Below are 16,821 nucleotides of genomic sequence, written 5' to 3' on the forward strand. Positions count from 1 at the left end.
AACACCAGACACCACGCGAAGCACGTGTCTGCTACCGTCCACCCATCGCCCTCGCGGCATGAAACTCCGGTGTCCGGTCCCGGGGTGGAACTTCATCTCCCGCATCACGCTCCTTCCACGCCACGACAAGGCATGGCCGCCCGCGGGAACCCTGGGGGATCAAAGAGTCGGACCCTCGTGCTCATGGCAACAATGCGCAACCCATCAGGCGGGCTCCCAGCGCCAAACTGACAGACGGCCTCACCAGGGCCAAAGACGACCGGCGTCAGCGAGCGACCACACCCGATTTTCCCGCATGCGCGGCGCTCCGAAGGAGCCCCAAAACTGACAGCGAGATCCGGATTGCGATCGACTCAGGCGTCGGGAAACTGTCGTACCGCTTGTTTAGTCTTCGGCGCATGTTCTTCAAGCGAAACGGCAGGCCACGGCTGGAGAGCGACCCGACCGACGGGAGATGGCGCTCAGCGCAGGGCCTGCTCTGGGTGAGCCGGTCCCCCGTCGAGTCCGGCTGGTGGAGCACCGTGCACGCGCAGTATGCACGGACCGGCTTGTGGCCGCTGTTCCTGAACAGTCTGACCCCCGAGACACCGCTGCGTCCGTGGGAGAGCGAGGAACTCGATCGCCGCCGGGTCACCAGCGATCCCGGTGACCACGATCCCGCCGCGCTGCTCCGGGAGTGGTTCGAGGGCCAGGTGCCGCCCGACGATGAGCTCGAGGAGATGGGTGAGGTCATCGCGCCGTTCCTCGACGGCTGGCCGGGTCTGGCACCGCCTGGCGACGGACCGCACCCGGACGAGCACGCCGCCGAGTTGGCCGAGCTGCTGGTCGACTTCGACCGCGACACCGACGCCCGGTTCGGTCTGGTCCGGTGCACACGCGGCGCCGACATTCCGGCACTGATCGGCTGGGCCGGTCCGGTCAATCACGAAAGCGACACCGCCAGGATCTCCGCGGTGCTGCGGAGCTGGGAGGACCGCTTCGGCGCCCGGCTGATCGCACTCGGCTTCGACACCATGATCCTCAGTGTGGCCGCGCCACCGATGGACCTGGCACATGCCCGCCTGATCGCGGCCGAGCATCTGGCCTTCTGCCCGGACAACATCACCCAGGGCACCGAGTCCTTGGAAGACTATGCGGCCGAACTGGTCGATACTGCGCAGTGGGAATTCTGGTGGGATTGACCCGGGGAGGGAGGATGCCGCGGTCTTCTCCCCCCGACGCCCAGTGTGACCACCGCGCAGCCCAACACCATCGCCGACCTGGTGCCGACAACAACTGAGGCGACACCGGACGCGGTCCGGAAGTCCATCGAGGCCACCGCCGAAGCATCGCGGGAGGCCGAGCAGCAGACGCGGGACAAGGAGCGTGAGGACCTGCGTAAGCAGCAGGAGGAGGCCCGCCAGGCTGAGGAGGAGCTTGAGCAGCAGGAGGACGAGCCGGAACCGGCGTCCGCCTACAACTCGAGTTGCGCCGACGCCCGCGCCGCCGGCGCCGCACCGATGCGCCGCGGCGAGCCCGGCTACCGCAAGGGCCTGGACCGCGACAACGACGGCGTTGCCTGCGACACCTGAACTTCCGCAGCGATGCAGTGGCCGAAGCCGCCGGCCGATGCGGGCTACCGCCGCCACAGCCACGCGACGACCAGACGTCCGGTCAGTCGCCAAGCCGACATCCTCGACTTATGGCGTTGCCGTACGCAAGCGAGGATTATCGCCGCGTGCATGCGGAGATCGCGGGGAAGCCGACAACCGGAAGAAGGTCACCGCTCAGCAGAAGAACGATCCGTCAGGCCGAGCCGCGCTACTGGATCGCCGAAACCGGCCGCATCCCCACGGCGACGTCTGCCGCACGACGGACGAGCGTACCGCCATCCCGGCGCTCCTCCCCCGAAGCGGCTCATCGGACCAAGGAGTTTGATCGTCGCCGAGTGGGATCGGATGGCTGCTGTGGGCTGAGCCTCGCCGATGCGCTCGTGGATGGCGAAAGCTACGCCTCGACGCTGAATCCGCCGCCCGGACAAGGGCGGCGACACCCCGCACGGTAACCAACATCAACCTGCTTCGGACAACGACGTCGCCCGTAACGGGCCGAAACAGATTAAGGTGACTACCCCCGATGGTCGCAGCAGCCGAGACCACCCTGCAGGGCCTGCTCGAAGGCCTCAAGCAATACCAGGTACCTCTCTACCAGCGGACCTACTCGTGGACCGAACACCAGCTGGAACGACTGTGGGAGGACATACTCCGGCTCGCCGAGGACCGCGTGGACAACCCTGCGGCGACGCACTTCATCGGTTCTCTGGTGCTCGCACCCAGTCCGAAGAACGGCCCGTCCGGGGTCCAGGATTTTCTGGTGGTGGACGGTCAGCAGCGGCTGACGACACTGTCCATCCTGCTCTGCGCGATCCGTGACCACCGGGTGGCCGCTGAGGGTAGCGAGCATCAGGGCCGACTCGATGAGCAATACCTGATCAACAAGTACGCTCCGCAGCGCCGACTCAAGCTCGTACCCACCCAGGCCGACCTGGACGCGTACGTGGCCTGCGTCGACTCCTCGGCCCTCGCTGGTGAGGGCTCGGTCGGCGTCGCATACCGATTCTTCTGCACACGGCTGGCTGAGCCGGAGGTCGCGGCGGAGATCCAGCGCCTCGAGGAAGCGGTGATCTTCGGGCTGGGGTTAGTGTCGGTCACCGCACAGGCCGGCGACAACGTCTACCGGATCTTCGAGTCGCTGAACAACACCGGGCTCAAGCTGACCCAGGCCGATCTCCTGCGCAACTACCTGTTCATGCGCCTGCCGACCCACGGCAAGGCCGTCTACGACGCACACTGGCTGCCGTTGCAGGACCGGCTCACCTCGGCGGAGCTGGAGCTGCTGTTCTGGCTCGATCTCGTGCATCGGGATGCACGTGTCACGCAAGGTGATACCTACGCACGGCAGCAGGCCCAGCTCGATCGACTGGTCACCGAGGATGCGGTCGAAGCCGAGGTGCGCCGCTTCGGACGGCTCGGTGAGCTGTTGCGGCTCATCCTGCATCCCGGTGAGGAGCAGGACCCCGACGTACGGTTCCGGCTCGAACGTCTCTACGCCTGGGGTACCACGACGGTCTACCCGGTGGTCCTGCACCTGCTGGATCGGCGCAGCCAGCAAACCGCGACCAGCGCGCAGGTCGCGTCAGCGCTGCACTATGTGGAGAGTTTCCTGGTGCGGCGCCTGCTCATCGGCCGAGCCACCGCGAACATCAACCGCAACCTGTTGTCGATCGTCACCGAGATGAACAAGGACCTGCCGGTCGACCAGGCGGTGCACGCCTACCTGTCGGCCGGGCGCAAGTATTACGCCACCGACAACGACGTACGGCACGCAGTCCGGTCGCTGCCGTTCTACACCAACGGGCGGGCTTCGCAGCGCACCTTGGTGATGCGCTGGTTGGAGGAGTCGTTCGGCAGCAAGGAGCCGGTTTCGCTGGGCAAGCTGACCATCGAACACGTATTGCCGCAGAAGATCGGCCCGGAATGGCAGCGGATGCTGGCCGCGGACCTCAACCCCGACGAGAACGTCACCGAGGTGCACGACGCCCTGGTGCACACCCTGGGCAACCTGACTCTGACCGGCTACAACGCCGAGCTCGGCAACAGCCCGTTCCCCGTCAAACGGGTACAGCTGGCCAAGAGCGGTCTGCGACTCACCCAGTACATCATCGACTGTGAACGCTGGGGTCGGCCGCAGATCCACGAGCGCGCCGAGGCGCTCGCCGAACATGTCATCAATTACTGGCCAGGGCCGACCGCGCAGGCGACCGATCAGAACGAGGTGCGCTGGGACCTGATGACCAAGGCGCTCGCCGCCCTGCCTGCGGGTTCCTGGACGACGTACGGTGACCTGGCCGCCCTGATCGGCACCGCCCCGCAGCCGGTCGGCAACCGCCTGCGAGCGGTCCCGCTCCCCAACGCGCACCGGGTGCTGCAGGCCGAAGGCACCGTCTCGCCGGGCTTCCGTTGGCCCGACGGCCGCACCGACGACCCGGTTACGGTGCTGACCGCCGAGGGTGTCAAGTTCAACGAGCACGGGGTGGCCGACCCGGCGCAGCGAATCGACCTCGACGAGTTGGCGCAGCTCAGCGGTGGCGACCCGGACGACCTGCCCAAGCGCCTCCCCCGGCCCCGCCTGGCCGAGGCCCAGACCCGTGCCGGCCGGTTCGCCGAGCAACTGGGTGTACTCCAGGACAGCCGAGTCGCCGGGGCAACGCTGGCGTTGCTCGACCGGTGGACGGATCTGGGCGGCAGTCTGCTCTACGGCGACGGAGCCGAAACCTCGTGTTTCCTGATGGCCCGCGAGCGCGGCCACCAGGAGGGTGACCTCTGGCCGGCGACCGTCTACCCGAGCGGGAAGTTCGAGGTGGTCTTCCAGCATTTGAGCAGCCGCTCGCCGTTCGACGACGTGGCACTGCGTGACCAACTGCGGCAACGGCTCAACCAGCTTCCCGGAGTTGACATCGCCGCCGCGAAGCTGACCCTGCGCCCCGGCTTCCCGCTGAAGGTCCTCACCGAAACAGGTGCCGCAGAGATGCTGCTCGAACACCTGCAATGGTTCTACGAGCAGGCGCATCTGTCCGATGAGGACAATGTGATCACGGTCTGATGAGCCATCCACTACCCCTCTGGAGATCCACTCGGTGCCGGTATGTGCCGGGCGGCCAGCAGCGAGCGGTACAGCGAAGCCCGCTCGTCCAAACGGACCGGAATCGCCGTGGCGGGAACGCCGAGGTCGCGCAGGAACCGGTCGATAATGCTTGCGTCACCTTCGCTCATGCCACCGCGGACCCCGCACTTCCGCATCCCGACGGCGAACAACAGCGAAGGGCCGGCCCGGTCGCCCCGACGGCCGGCCTGGCACCGACACCGAGATCCTGTGCTGGATCGATGACCACTCCCGTTACGCCCTCTCCGTCACCGCCCACCCGAGAGTCACCGGCTCCATCGTCCGGCAGAAGTTCCGTGAAACCGTTGACACACATGGGATCCCGGCCTCGACACTGACCGACAACGGCATGGTGTTCACCACCCGCCTGTCCGGCGGCAGCCTGCGCGGCAGCCGCGGCCGCAACGGCCTCGAACAAGACCTGCACCGCCTCAAAGCCACCCAGAAGAACTCGCGGCCCAACCACCCGAGCACCTGCGGCAAAGTCGAACGCTTCCAGCAAACCCCCGACAAATGGCTACGCGGGCAGCCGACGCAACCGACCGACATCGCCCAGCTACAGGCGCTGATCGACGCCTTCGTCGACGAGTACAACCACCGCCGCCCGCACCGATCCCTGCCCCGGCACGCCACCCCGGCCACGGCCTACCAGGCCCGCCCAAAAAGCCGAACCCGGCGGTCAAACCGCTCCCGAAACACACCAACGACTACGCCACGACCGCATCGACCAAGCCGGGAAAATCACCCTGCGCTACGGCGGGCAGCTCTACTCCATCGGCGTCGGACGAACCCACACCGGAACCCACGTCCTCGTCCTCGTTCAGGACCTCAACATCCGGATCATCGACGCCGCTGCCGGCGAACTCCTCCGCGAACTCGTCCTCGACCCCACCAAGCGCTACCAGCCCACCGGCCGACCCCCAGGACCCACACCGAAAAAGAAGAACCCCTGAACCCACAACCGTGGGTTCAGGGGTTTCCGATGTCTTGAGACATCGCATGCGTGGGCCGGACGCGTCGCTGCGCGAACCACAGATCACGGTTGCCGGTGATCCGCTGCCGGAAGGTTTGACCAGGTCGCAGGCTCGCGGCGGTGCCCGATGAACAGAACGAAGGCCACAGCGGCGACGTCCCGCAACTCAAGCCGCCTCGCCGCGCGGCTCGAAGCCCACCTTGAGATTCACATCCAGCGCGGTCGCCAAACGCTCCAGCACCGCCAGGGTCGGAACGGTCCCACCAGCCTCGAACCGGGCCACTGCGGACTGGGTCATCCCCGCGGCCTTCGCCAACTGTGTCTGACTCCAACCCCGACGCTCACGAAGCTCCCGAACAGAACGACCGAGCTCAAACGCCAGCCGCGCGGCATCGTACGCCTCGACGGCACCCGACTCGGCCAGCCGCCGCTCTCGCATAGCGGCCCAACCGCCACCTTCGCTCATGACCTAGTCCCCTCGTCCACCTCGTGTGCCTCGTCGATGCACCGTGCCAATGCCCGGCGTGCCCGGTCGATCTCCCGCTCGTCCCGCATCCGCGTCTTGTGGAAAACCGTCAGCAGGATGATCCTCCTGTCGGTCGCGATCCAGTAAGTGATCCGGACCGCCCGCCGCTCGAGGTGGAACCGCAACTCGCGCAGCTTCCTATCGAGCTGCTTCGTGTAAGGCTCACCCAGCAGCGGCCCTTGCTCAGCGAGCAGATCGACGTAGAACGCCGCGTGGGCGAACTGTGCAGTCGGCAGGCTCTCCAGCCACTTCTCGACCTCCGGCTCCAGCTCAACGACACCCCAGGCCATAGCAACGATGCTATACCACGAGCGCCCGCAAGGCAGCACAACATCCACCGGACTGAACGCCGACCACCGCACCGGTTCGCGCAATGCCAAACGCGGCGACACAACAGCAGGTCACGTTCTTGGTCCGTCAGAGGGTCGGCCCCGGCAAGCTGCCCACCTGGCAAATGTGCGAGTAATTTGCTTGCAATGGACTTGCGGTTCGCAAGATTGATCGTTACGATCTCCGTCATGGCTCAAGACGTCATCTACGCCCGCGTGCCTCCAGACCTCAAGGAGGCGACAGACGCGTACGCCACCCGCCAAGGTGTCACCCTCACCGCGGCAGTGACGGATCTCCTCGAGCGCGGCCTTGCAGCTGCTTCCGACAGCCGGTCCGTCGACCAGTTGGACGCGAGACTACGTACGGCGGAGGCTCAGCTGGCGACACTGACGGCCTTCGCTGAGCGCGCGGATCACCGAATCGGCGACTGTCCGAAGTGCGGCGAAGAGATCACCGGGCGAGACCTGCTGGCGGTCGGAAGCTGCCCGCACTGCGGCAAAGCCTTGTCTGAGCTCATCGTGCCGGTCAATCCAAAGACCACGCTCGACCAACGCGAGGCGCTCATGCTCGTCGGCGCACTCGGCGCGGTTCTGGCAGTCGCATACCTCGCATCCAAGAAGTGATGCGATTCCCGTTCAAGGACAAGAAAGGAGGAGTGATGGAAGAGATTTCGAAGTTCATCGTGTTGGCGACGGTCGCGGGAGCCGCCATCGCGGCGGCGAAGAAAGCCGGCACGCAGCTTGGCATCCCCGCCGCGGCGGTGCCGGTCATCGCCGGTGCGCTCTACCTCGCCGCGCGCCGGCTGCGGTAGAAGGTAGGACAGAAGCGGGCCCTGCCTGGACCGAGATGCTAACGACACCTCGGTCCAGGCAGGTCCTTCACGCAACGATAGCTGCCTGGGCGACCAAGCCCAGCGCAACAGACCCGGCCAACGCGCCCACCGCACCGTGGGGTCTGGGGTCGCCCCCAGGCTGGAAGAGTGGGCCGAACGTTGCACCATGCGAACCACCCGATCATCGTCACCGGCGATCCAATGCCGGGACGTATGGCCACTTCAAGGGGTATTCGACCAGCTCGTTAGCCTGATTCAGACGCGCCTTCAGCCGCCTCGGACGGCTGCGCTACCAGGCCGGGGGATCAAGATGGCGTCGTACTTCAGCCACGAATCTGGGCACGACGGTGCGCTGCAGAAGGACGAGGACCCGCGCACCCCAGGGGCTGGTCAGCGCACCGCGCTGTCCCCGGCGGTGGGCTGCGCGATCGGCGCGGGCGGGGCCGTGGCCGGATGGTCGACCCGGAGCAGCGCGCCACCGCGTGCGGATCGGCCGGCGGTGGCCCGGCCGCCGTGGGCGTGGACGACCCGCTGCACGATCGACAGCCCCAGACCGGATCCCGGCAACCCCCGGGCACTGTCGGCACGGTAGAACCGGTCGAACACCCGCGGTACGTCAACCGCATCGATGCCCGGCCCGGCGTCGTCGACCTCGAGCACCGCCGACGCGCCCTCGGCACGCAGCCGGACCTGGACCGGCTGGTCCGCGGGCGACCACTTGCCGGCGTTGTCGATGAGGTTCAGCACCGCCCGCTGGAGCGCAGCGGGACGCCCGCTCACCCACATCGAGGTCACGTCGAGCGCGACCTCAATGTCAGGCACGCGCGAACGCGCCCGGGTCGCGGCGGCCACCACCACGTCGGCGAGGTCGAGCAGCTCGGTGCTCTCGTCGCTGAGGTCACCGCGCGCCACCTCGGTCAGCTCGGCGGCCAGGGTGCTCAACTCGGCCACCTGGGTGCCGAGATCGTTGAGCAACCGATTCCGGCTCTCCGCCGACAGTGCGCGTCACCGCCCGCCCCGCCCTCCCCGTCGAGCACGGCGAGACCGTTGGCGACGGTGCTGGTGTCGTAACCCTCGACCTGGAGCACCCGCTCCAGCGACCCACGGATGGCCCCCGTCATCATCCGCGATCAAGATCCGCACGCCGGCCCGCCCCCTTCCCGTCGATGCTTTGCCGCTCATCCTCCCCGATCAACCTGAGGTCAGTATTGAAGTCGCCGCCACTGTGCCGTGCTCACGGATGCACGACGATCTCGGCCATGCCGGTCTTGACGTCGTAGGCCAGTCCAGTCACCCGGATGCGCGGCGACACGTACGGATAGCTGAGGAGCCGATCGACGTCGCTCCGCACTGTCGTGACAGGGTCGAGCACCGCCAGGCCGGCGAGCTCGTGCCCGTCGGACCCGCCCCGCGCGGAGGTATCGCACCGATGTCGTCGACGGTCAGTGAGGTCGCCTCCAGCAGGCGTTGCGCCTCCGGCAACCGCATGACGCCCAGCCAGCGCCTCGGTGTCATGCCGAAGGTGTCGCGGAACTGCCGGCCCGGACCGCGCTGATCGCGGCCGTGACGCCGGAGTACTCGCCGAGCGGGATCGGGTCGGCTGGCCAGAAGCTGATCGGCGACGACATCCGGCTCATGCCGCAGCCCGGCGCCGATCGCCCCCGCACCACCCGACGCGCGACCTGGATCCCCAAGCCGGCCGACGCCACGGCGAGCAGATCGACGTACGCCTTCTCGGCGAACCCGCGACCGCACTAGCGGCCCGCCGGCACGCGGATTCACCACCGCGCTGCCGGTCACGAACAGCAGCCGTCCTCGGCCCGCCCCGGTCATCGCCAAGCAACACCGCCTGGACCGCCGCCGCGGCGCCGACGACGTTGAGCGGCAGCGCCGCTTCGAGGTCCGGAACAGACGATGCGCGAGCACACCATCGGTTCCTGGCAGCGGCGCCGGTTCAAGCCCTCGCGCTCCGGCGGGAAGGCCTCGTACTGCAACAGCACTGGGTTCGCGAACCGCGCTGTCGATAACCAGGCGGGTCGACGCGCCGGGGATCTCAGGAGAGTCGCTACTGCTACCGACGCCGGCGGGTCACTTCGCAGGCACTTTCATTCTGAACAGTTTCTCTGCATTTCGGAACGCAATTTTCTCCTTGTCCTCGCGTGGCAAAGCGACTCCGCGGAACCAGTCGGTCTGCGCCTTTATGTCCGCGAACGGGTAGTCGGTTGCGAACATCACCCGATCCACGCTTATGTACTTCAGCAGGAGATCGAGCAGTGCGGTCTGGGGGAATGCGCTGGTTGTGACCCAGAAGTTGTCCTGGAAATATTGCCCGAAGGGCTTCTTGAGCGAGTTTTCGGTCGGCTCGCCCATGTCATTGACGATCCGCTCGTAGTAGAAGGGAAGACCTTCACCCATGTGGCCGATGATGATCTTCAGTTTGGGGAATCTGTCGAAAACCCCGTACGTGATCATCCGAATGCATTGGGTCAGCACCTCCTGATGCCAGCCATATCCAGACCCGCTGAAAATGTAGGGTTGGAACTCTTTTGTGTATTGAGACCGCGTGGTGCTGTAAAGAATCTTGAAGATCTCGTCAGCTGGATAGCCGGGATGCAGGTAGATCGGCACATCGAGAGCAACAGCACGTGCCAGCACAGGCTCGAAATCGGGATGATCGAGATACTTTTTCGTGATGTGTCCGTTGGTCAGTGCGCCCAAGAATCCATCTTCCCGAACCGAGCGTTCCAGTTCGTCCGCCGCCGCCTCCGGACTCTGCAAGGGCAAGGTGGCGAAAGCCTTGAAGCGGCCCGGATATTTGGCGATTGGCCCGTATACAAGTTGCCGGTTAAGACGATGGGCGAGGTCGATGCCCCTTTGCCCCGGGACATTTTGTACGGACGGCGTATGGGCAGAGAGGATTTGAACGTCGAGTCCCCCGGCGTCCATGTCGCCGATGCGGCGTTGGCCTAGATCCGCAAGACCAATCTCCTTGAGGAAAGCTATGTGATCCTCATTGATGGAGTTCAGCTTCAACAACGTGGGAGTCGAAAATGTCTCCTCGGCGCCGATGAAGGGCAGGTCCCGGTCTCGCTGGTAAATTTCCGCGGTCTTGCCCGCGTTCTGGTCCGGAGCCTGCTCCGGAGTCTTCTTGTTGTCGCTCGCCGCCGAGGCAATGGCGTGCGAGGACACGCCGGCGCCGATGCCGAGTGCCGTGGCGGCGGCCAGGAAGCTGCGGCGTCCCATGGGCTTCATGTCAGTCTCTCTTCAGGTGTTTGTGTGGTGTGGCATCCGTACGCCATCTGTCTGCGAGATGTTTCAGATCGAGCCTTCGTCGCCAAGGTCTGCACCCGAGCCGTATCCCCCTCGGCGCCGGTCCCGCCGAAGCACTGCCGGCCGAGACCAGGGGTCTTCGCGTCCCTGCCCGGGCTCGAGGAACCGCTCGCCCGCGCGCGTGCTGTGCCGGCCGGCCGCGGCGTGTTGTGAGGGTGCGACCCACAGGCGGCGACCGGGTACGCCGTCGCCGGAGCCATGGTGGACGCCCCGAACCTTGGTAGCCCGGGCGGCGCTTCCCTGACGGCGCTGCCTCCACTGTCATCACCAGCCTCCTGCCGACGGATTACCTCGCTTATCTGACGCCGACTTCGTACCCAGCGAATCTGAGACGACCATTAATGTGGTGCTCAGGCCGGTTGTCCGAACCAGGTGCCCGGGCGCACGCGTCAGCGTGGTGGACTTCTACGCTTGGCCGGTACGAACCCTGGTCGGGTTGTCATTGCCGCCTGAGCACCGGCGCGGGCAGGACGCGTCTGAACAACGGACTCGACCGAGGTCGAACGGCTTTGTGGCGTCCTCGCCCGGGCTGCCGCTACCGCAGCGCGCGAGCGTCCGGTCCTGGCCGCGGACGTCAGAGCCCGGCTGTGCCCGGACGCCAACGGCATCACAAACTTCCTGCTGTACCACCCGGACCACGCAGGCCGATGACCCGACTGCGGCATCCTTCGCCGTCGATGCAACATCCGCACATCGGCAGATAGTGCACGGTTGGTACTGCGCCGGTCATCGCCGCGCCGACGTCGGCGAGGAGATCCGCCGGCGCCGCGCCAGGCTGTAGGCCGACGGTGCCCGGCGCGGCAAAGGACTGCCGTAGAAAAAACACGCGGAACAGCGCCGGCTCGGCCCATGCGAGCCGGAGGCACGCCGAGCGACGCGGGGTCAGCCGGCGCCGCGGGGTTCTGCCCGGATCGACCGGAGCATCATCTCCGCGACCGCCATTGCATCCCCGGCGGACGGACTCTCGTGCAGGACGGCGGACCGGTAGACGATCAGGCCGGCGACGGTGTCGACCACCAAGGCCGGGTCGGTGCCGGCCCGGAACAGGCCCCGGGCCACGCCGGTGCGGACCAGCCGGATGCCGTATTCGCGTACCGGGTCGATGATCCTGGCCCGGTACGCGGCGGCCAGTTCCGGCTGCTGCAACACTTCCAGGCCGATCAGCGGCAGCGCCCGGGCGAGCGGCGTGCGGGCCATCGACTCCACCACCACCCGGGTCAGGGTCATCAGGTCGGCTTCCACGTCACCGGTATCCGGCAGCGGGCGGGGCCCCAGCGCCGCCTCCATTGAGGCCACGATCAGGCCGGTCAACGACGTCCACCGCCGGTAGATCGTCGTCTTGGCCACCCCGGACTCGCGGACGATGTCGTCGATGCGCAGCCCAGCCACCCCACGCTCGTCGAGCAGTCGCTGCGTCGCCGCCAGCACCCGGGCGGTGGCGTCCCGGCTGCGCGGACGCCCCGGACCGGTTCGCGCTGTTGTCGTCAAAGTCACCTTCCCGCGGCTCCCTAATACGATACTATCAGTTTCGTATTAGGGAATCACGGCCATATGGAGACGGTAATGACCCCGATGACCAAGGTCGCGCTCGGCCTGTTCGGCGCCTGGGCCATACACGACCTGGAAGAACTGCTGACCATGGGCCAGAGCAGCCGGGAGATCCTGCGCCGGCTGCCGGAGCGCCTACCCGTGCCCGAGGCACTGCGCCGTGACGGTGTCTCGCCGCGGCACGCCGGCCTGTCGATCGCCATGATGGGCGCGCTGACCGCTGCAGCCGCCGCTGAGGGCGTCCGCACGCAGGGCCGTTCCGCACTGTTCCGCGGCGGCGTGCCCGCGTTCGGCCTGCACGGCTTCGGCCATCTGGCGATGGCCGGTGCCGCACACCGCTACGTCACCGGCGTGGCCACGGCCCCCACGCTGGTCATTCCGTACTGGGTGTGGGCCCGGCGCCGACTGGCCCTGGCGGGCATCCCGGCGGCGGACAGCCGCGCCACCGCCGTCGCCCTCACGGTCGGCCCTGTTCTGGTGGGCATCCACGCGCTGACATACCGCCTGCTGCGCCGCTGACGCGCACCGATCGACGAGGTATGCGCCGGCCTCTACCTCCGCACGCCGCCTTGTCGCACCGCCACCTAGCGGTTCGCCTGCAAGATCAAAGTGGGCCGAACGTTGCACCATGCGAACCGCGCCGTCGCCGTCTTCGGCGATCCCTTGCCGGGAGATCTGACCAGTTCACGGCGCAAGCAATGATCGACACTCCCACCCAGCGCGACTCGGCCGGTGGGCGCAACCACCGCACCGTGGGGTGTCCGGGGGTCGCCCCCCGGAGCCAGAATCGTGGGCCTGCGGTACCAGAATGCGAAATCCGTGCTGACGGTCGCAGGTGATCCCCTGCCGGTGCCGATGGCCAGACCACGGCGGCGGCGAACCGTCGCGCCAGCCCGATATCCGAACGTTTGACCAGCTCACGGCGTCGATGGTGGCCGCTGGAACGCGCTAAACCAGGATCGCTGGATCGCGGTAAGGTCGCGACATGGCCGAATCTCGCACGGTAACGGTACCGGTCGTCGTGGAACGCGACGAGGACGGCGTGTGGTGCGCACACGCCCAATTGCGTCCCGGCCTGGGAGCGCACGGCGAAGGCAACACCGAGGAAGCCGCGCTCGAGGACCTCCGCGAGGCACTGACCGGCCTCATCGAAGAGTTCGGCGTTCCCCGCGAGCTTTCCATCACCGTCGCCGCCGCCTGATGCCTCCGCTCCCGTCGGTTTCCGGCAGTCGAATCGTCCGCGCCCTGGAGCGGCACGGCGTCAAGGTGGCCAGGATCGCTGGCAGCCACCACATCATGCGCCACCGGACGGACGTGGCACCACGGTTCCGGTGCACGGCAACCGCGACGTCGCCAAAGGCACCCTGCGGGGCATTCTTAACGATGTCGGCATGACGATCGAGCAGCTCGCGCCCTGAGCTCGTCCGCACGCCGGACCAAGCCACCCCAGCTCAACATCGGAGCCTTCGGAAGTCGCCGGGGAACAGAGGCCGTGCCACAACCGGAGACAGCCCTCCGCCTGGTTCGCAAAGATCGACGACGAACTCGGCCACCTGGGTATCCGCTTCGGGGTCCTCTTGGGTGTCCGTTTCGCATGGTTGGGCTGGACGTTGCACCACGCGAACCGCCCCACCGTCGTCACCGGTGGCCCGCTACCGCGACGTTTGACCAGCTCAAGGGATATGCCAGCGGGCCGATGACCGGATTCGCAGCCACCGCTGTCCGTCTGGGACGGTGAGACGGCCGGCCGTCGGCGGGCACCCGGGCAGTCAGGGGCGACCGGTAGTGCGGTACCGGCGGAAGATGGTCCAGTAGAAGATGCCGATCATGATGCCGCCGCCGACGATGTTGCCAAGGGTGACGGGGGCCAGGTTGTGCAGGAAGAAATGAGACCAGGTGAGGTCGGCGAAGTCGTCCTTGACGAGCCCGGCGCCACCCCAGAAGTCAGCGCCCGCGTTGTCCTTGATCAGCAGGCCGAGCGGAATCATGAACATGTTGGCCACTGAGTGCTCGAAGCCCGTGGAGACGAAGAGGGCCACGGGCATGGTGACCGCCAGGATCTTGTCGGTGGCGGTACGGCCGGAGTACGCGGCCCATACGGCCAGGCACACCATGAGGTTGCACAGGATGCCGAGCGTGAAGGCCTCCACGTACGTGTGCTGGACCTTGGTCAGCGCGCTGTGCAGCACCACCCCGCCCCAGGCGCCGTTCGCGTTGCGCCAGACGCCGCCGAGGTAGACGAGCGCCAGAATCGTCAGGGCGCCCGCGAAGTTGGCGACATAGACAACGCCCCAGTTCCGGAAGAGTTGAGCCCAGGTGATGCGCCCGCTGGCCCGCGCCGTCAGCGTCAATGTCGAGGACGTGAACAGCTCCGCGCCGGTCAGCACGACCAGCACCAGACCGGTGGCGAAGACGATGCCGCCGACCACCTTCGCCCCGCCCCACCAGGCCAGGTTCGCCGCACCTACCTGGCTGGTGGTGTAGAAGACGAACCCCAGCGCGATGAAGGCACCACCGGTGAGCCCGAGCATGAAGGACTTCAGGGGCTTGCTCGTGGCCTTGCCGTACGCGGCGTCCTCGGCCGTCTGAGCCATCTGGGCCGGACTGAGCATGAACGGCTCAGAGATCGTAGACATGGGCCAGATCGTAGGCAGGGACATGCCCGGTCAGCACGGGTAAAAGGAACTACCGGGACCGGCCGATGGTCACCACACACCGGCCGAGCCCGATAGCCGAGTCAGTCCAGTCGGGCGCGATCCAAACGGTCGATCAGGCTATGGCTCCGGGCATGGCGTCCCCGCAGGCGGATCATCCACCTGGCCCCCAGCGCGGACCGGGTTTGTGTACCAGCCCAGCTCACGTGCCTGTCGCAGCGGTGGTGAGGGTTGACGCGGCCAGCCGAAGAACCTGCCGATCCAGGCGTGACCAGGACGGTGGGGACGCGAAAAAGTGCGGCACGCAGCAGCAGCGCGGAACTTCCGACCCGCAAGATACGGAATCCAGAACCTGCAAAGTACGGAAATTTTTACCCTGCAGACGCGGAACACGGTAGCCTGCATGTCGTGGAGGGCTCACTCACTGGTATCGCTCCGCGCCATCTCACGGCCGTGCTGGCCCGTCGCCTGACCGAGGAACCAGCACTGGTGCTCAACGGTCCTCGAACCGTCGGCAAGAGCACTCTTCTGCATGCTCTCGGCGACCGGCTGGGACGCCCCGTCATCGACTGCGACGATCCCGCCACCCGAGCTGCGGTTCGTGCCGATCCCGGGCGATTTGTCAGTGGCCCCGGCCCGATCCTGATCGATGAGTACCAACACGTCCCGGACCTGCTCAGTGCGATTAAGGCCGAGCTGAACCGGGACCTCAGTCCGGGACGGTTCGTCCTGGCCGGATCAACGCGGTACGTGACCCTGCCGGAGGCAGGACAGGCGTTGACAGGTCGGGTCGACATCCTGGAGGTGCTGCCCCTGACTCAGGCGGAGATCGACGGGGCAACCGGCGTCTCCATGGTCAACAGGCTGCTCGATGGCGCTGATGTGTCGCTCGGCTCTGTGCCATCCACGACGACGCGGGCCGAATATGCCCGCCGGATTACCTCCGGCGGAATGCCTGTCGTGTTGCGACGACCGCCGGGACGGTCCCGATCGCGCTGGTTCGCGAATTACCTTGATCTTGTCATCGAGCGTGACGTGCTGGAGTTGGCCCGAGTACGTCAGCGAGAGATGCTCCCGCGGCTCCTGCGCGTTCTCGCCGCCCGGTCCGGTCAAATCCTCAATATCGCCAGCACCGCCTCGGCAGTAGGGATGGAGAAGTCCAGCGCCGAAAACTATCTGAAGCTTCTCGAGGCCGTCTTCCTCGTTCGGCGAGTGCCCGCGTGGGGGACGACGCTGGGTTCTCGAGTGGCCCGTCAACCGAAGGTCCACCTCGTTGACTCAGGCGTCATGGCGTGGCTTCTCGGCCTTACGCCGGAGAAGATTGCCACGAATGATCCGGCAGCATTGACGGAGTACGGCCATCTGACGGAGACGTTCGCTGTCGGCGAGATTCTCCGACAGGTGAGCTGGTCGGACGCACCGGTCGCCGTAGGCCACTTCCGCACGGCTGAGGCCCAGGAGGTCGATCTCGTGCTGGAGCGCGATGACGGCATGGTCTTTGCGTTCGAGATCAAAGCCGGCACCCGCGTTGACCAGTCCGACCTCGCCGGTATCAGAGCGCTCCGCGCCCGCCTCGGTGATCGACTCGCTTCGGCCGTGGTGTTGTACACCGGTGCATTGACGTTCCGATTCGATGACGGCACGTCGGTGCTTCCCTTGGACACCCTCTGGTCGAATGCGTGGCGATAGAACTCGTCGTCCTCGACGTCAGGTGCCATCTGGTCGAGGGCGCGGCGGCGTCCTGTTCGGGCGCGCTCGGAGTAATCGAGGATGTCACGCAGCAGGACCCCGTCGATGCCGGCCGCGGCGGCCATGCGGAATCTCGCCGTCAATGAGCCATTCCGGGTAAGGGACCGCGTGCGTTCGGTGAGTGTCCAGAGTGTGCAGGAAACGCCCGTACCTGTCTGATTGAGACATAAAGGCGCGG

16 protein-coding genes and 1 pseudogene are annotated in these 16,821 nt (G+C 66.6%); 11 read left to right on the forward strand and 6 right to left on the reverse strand.

Annotation, left to right across the window (positions count from 1 at the left end; genetic code table 11):
• Positions 1-521 precede the first annotated feature (521 nt).
• From ACIBQZ_RS42670 to ACIBQZ_RS42685, 4 genes are all read left to right on the forward strand, one after another.
• Positions 522-1,181, forward strand: coding sequence for a DUF4253 domain-containing protein (locus ACIBQZ_RS42670; RefSeq protein ID WP_396094676.1), 660 nt, complete (start codon positions 522-524; stop codon positions 1,179-1,181).
• Between the two features lie 45 nt (positions 1,182-1,226).
• A complete protein-coding gene (locus ACIBQZ_RS42675; RefSeq protein WP_396094677.1) occupies positions 1,227-1,571 on the forward strand; it encodes an excalibur calcium-binding domain-containing protein in 345 nt (114 codons plus the stop codon).
• A 544-nt stretch (positions 1,572-2,115) separates the two neighbouring features.
• On the forward strand, positions 2,116-4,641 hold the full coding sequence (locus ACIBQZ_RS42680) for a DUF262 domain-containing protein (RefSeq protein WP_396094678.1): 2,526 nt from the start codon (positions 2,116-2,118) through the stop codon (positions 4,639-4,641).
• A 409-nt stretch (positions 4,642-5,050) separates the two neighbouring features.
• Positions 5,051-5,692 carry an integrase core domain-containing protein gene (locus tag ACIBQZ_RS42685; protein ID WP_396094679.1) on the forward strand — a complete coding sequence of 214 codons (642 nt, stop codon included), beginning with the start codon at positions 5,051-5,053 and terminating at the stop codon, positions 5,690-5,692.
• A 148-nt stretch (positions 5,693-5,840) separates the two neighbouring features.
• On the opposite strand, the gene ACIBQZ_RS42690 is transcribed toward ACIBQZ_RS42685, so the two are convergent.
• On the reverse strand, positions 5,841-6,140 hold the full coding sequence (locus ACIBQZ_RS42690; RefSeq protein ID WP_396094680.1) for a multiprotein-bridging factor 1 family protein: 300 nt from the start codon (positions 6,138-6,140) through the stop codon (positions 5,841-5,843).
• Positions 6,137-6,490 (reverse strand): type II toxin-antitoxin system RelE/ParE family toxin, encoded by a 354-nt coding sequence (locus tag ACIBQZ_RS42695; RefSeq protein ID WP_396094681.1) that lies wholly within the window; start codon positions 6,488-6,490, stop codon positions 6,137-6,139. The genes ACIBQZ_RS42690 and ACIBQZ_RS42695 overlap by 4 nt, the downstream gene beginning before the upstream one ends.
• 228 nt (positions 6,491-6,718) lie before the next feature.
• On the opposite strand from ACIBQZ_RS42695, the gene ACIBQZ_RS42700 reads away from it, so the two are divergent.
• On the forward strand, positions 6,719-7,153 hold the full coding sequence (locus ACIBQZ_RS42700; protein WP_396094682.1) for a hypothetical protein: 435 nt from the start codon (positions 6,719-6,721) through the stop codon (positions 7,151-7,153).
• Positions 7,153-7,341, forward strand: coding sequence for a hypothetical protein (locus ACIBQZ_RS42705; protein ID WP_396094683.1), 189 nt, complete (start codon positions 7,153-7,155; stop codon positions 7,339-7,341). The genes ACIBQZ_RS42700 and ACIBQZ_RS42705 overlap by 1 nt, the downstream gene beginning before the upstream one ends.
• Before the next feature lie 411 nt (positions 7,342-7,752).
• Here the strand turns inward: ACIBQZ_RS42705 and ACIBQZ_RS42710 are convergent, their stop codons facing one another.
• A complete protein-coding gene (locus ACIBQZ_RS42710; RefSeq protein ID WP_396094684.1) occupies positions 7,753-8,337 on the reverse strand; it encodes a sensor histidine kinase in 585 nt (194 codons plus the stop codon).
• A gap of 588 nt (positions 8,338-8,925) precedes the next feature.
• Between ACIBQZ_RS42710 and ACIBQZ_RS42715 the strand changes: the two genes are divergently transcribed.
• Positions 8,926-9,120, forward strand: a complete 195-nt coding sequence (locus ACIBQZ_RS42715) for a hypothetical protein (RefSeq protein ID WP_396094685.1) — start codon at positions 8,926-8,928, stop codon at positions 9,118-9,120.
• Positions 9,121-9,450: 330 nt separating this feature from the next.
• Here ACIBQZ_RS42715 and ACIBQZ_RS42720 read toward each other — a convergent pair whose 3' ends face one another.
• Together ACIBQZ_RS42720 and ACIBQZ_RS42725 are read right to left on the reverse strand one after the other, a co-directional pair.
• The gene (locus tag ACIBQZ_RS42720; protein ID WP_396094686.1) at positions 9,451-10,614 is read right to left on the reverse strand and encodes an amidohydrolase family protein; all 1,164 of its coding nucleotides are present in this window, start codon (positions 10,612-10,614) and stop codon (positions 9,451-9,453) included.
• Positions 10,615-11,574: 960 nt separating this feature from the next.
• Positions 11,575-12,186, reverse strand: a complete 612-nt coding sequence (locus ACIBQZ_RS42725) for a TetR/AcrR family transcriptional regulator (RefSeq protein ID WP_396094687.1) — start codon at positions 12,184-12,186, stop codon at positions 11,575-11,577.
• 69 nt (positions 12,187-12,255) lie between these two features.
• Here ACIBQZ_RS42725 and ACIBQZ_RS42730 point away from each other — a divergent pair, with 69 nt between their 5' ends.
• The 3 genes and pseudogenes from ACIBQZ_RS42730 to ACIBQZ_RS42740 form a co-directional block, all read left to right on the forward strand.
• On the forward strand, positions 12,256-12,759 hold the full coding sequence (locus ACIBQZ_RS42730; protein ID WP_396094688.1) for an HXXEE domain-containing protein: 504 nt from the start codon (positions 12,256-12,258) through the stop codon (positions 12,757-12,759).
• A 466-nt stretch (positions 12,760-13,225) separates the two neighbouring features.
• Positions 13,226-13,441, forward strand: a complete 216-nt coding sequence (locus ACIBQZ_RS42735; protein WP_396094689.1) for a type II toxin-antitoxin system HicB family antitoxin — start codon at positions 13,226-13,228, stop codon at positions 13,439-13,441.
• A 118-nt stretch (positions 13,442-13,559) separates the two neighbouring features.
• Positions 13,560-13,658, forward strand: a pseudogene (locus ACIBQZ_RS42740) (type II toxin-antitoxin system HicA family toxin); the annotation flags it as partial.
• Between the two features lie 351 nt (positions 13,659-14,009).
• Here the strand turns inward: ACIBQZ_RS42740 and focA are convergent.
• Positions 14,010-14,876: a formate transporter FocA gene (gene focA / locus ACIBQZ_RS42745; RefSeq protein ID WP_396094690.1), complete on the reverse strand. Its 867-nt coding sequence runs from the start codon at positions 14,874-14,876 to the stop codon at positions 14,010-14,012.
• Between the two features lie 426 nt (positions 14,877-15,302).
• On the opposite strand from focA, the gene ACIBQZ_RS42750 reads away from it, so the two are divergent.
• Complete coding sequence (locus tag ACIBQZ_RS42750) at positions 15,303-16,583, forward strand: ATP-binding protein (protein ID WP_396094691.1); 1,281 nt, start codon at positions 15,303-15,305, stop codon at positions 16,581-16,583.
• Positions 16,584-16,821: the final 238 nt, after the last annotated feature.

This window comes from Actinoplanes sp. NPDC049599, assembly GCF_044465625.1.
GTDB lineage: Bacteria > Actinomycetota > Actinomycetes > Mycobacteriales > Micromonosporaceae > Actinoplanes.

Bases quoted from the DNA above. Each gene is read 5' to 3' on its own strand.
- ACIBQZ_RS42720 (WP_396094686.1), bottom strand. From the start codon at position 10,614: ATGAAGCCCATGGGACGCCGCAGCTTCCTGGCCGCCGCCACGGCACTC.
- ACIBQZ_RS42695 (WP_396094681.1), bottom strand. From the start codon at position 6,490: ATGGCCTGGGGTGTCGTTGAGCTGGAGCCGGAGGTCGAGAAGTGGCTG.
- ACIBQZ_RS42680 (WP_396094678.1), top strand. From the start codon at position 2,116: ATGGTCGCAGCAGCCGAGACCACCCTGCAGGGCCTGCTCGAAGGCCTC.
- ACIBQZ_RS42690 (WP_396094680.1), bottom strand. From the start codon at position 6,140: ATGAGCGAAGGTGGCGGTTGGGCCGCTATGCGAGAGCGGCGGCTGGCC.
- focA (WP_396094690.1), bottom strand. From the start codon at position 14,876: ATGTCTACGATCTCTGAGCCGTTCATGCTCAGTCCGGCCCAGATGGCT.
- ACIBQZ_RS42705 (WP_396094683.1), top strand. From the start codon at position 7,153: ATGCGATTCCCGTTCAAGGACAAGAAAGGAGGAGTGATGGAAGAGATT.
- ACIBQZ_RS42730 (WP_396094688.1), top strand. From the start codon at position 12,256: ATGACCCCGATGACCAAGGTCGCGCTCGGCCTGTTCGGCGCCTGGGCC.
- ACIBQZ_RS42735 (WP_396094689.1), top strand. From the start codon at position 13,226: ATGGCCGAATCTCGCACGGTAACGGTACCGGTCGTCGTGGAACGCGAC.
- ACIBQZ_RS42685 (WP_396094679.1), top strand. From the start codon at position 5,051: ATGGTGTTCACCACCCGCCTGTCCGGCGGCAGCCTGCGCGGCAGCCGC.
- ACIBQZ_RS42700 (WP_396094682.1), top strand. From the start codon at position 6,719: ATGGCTCAAGACGTCATCTACGCCCGCGTGCCTCCAGACCTCAAGGAG.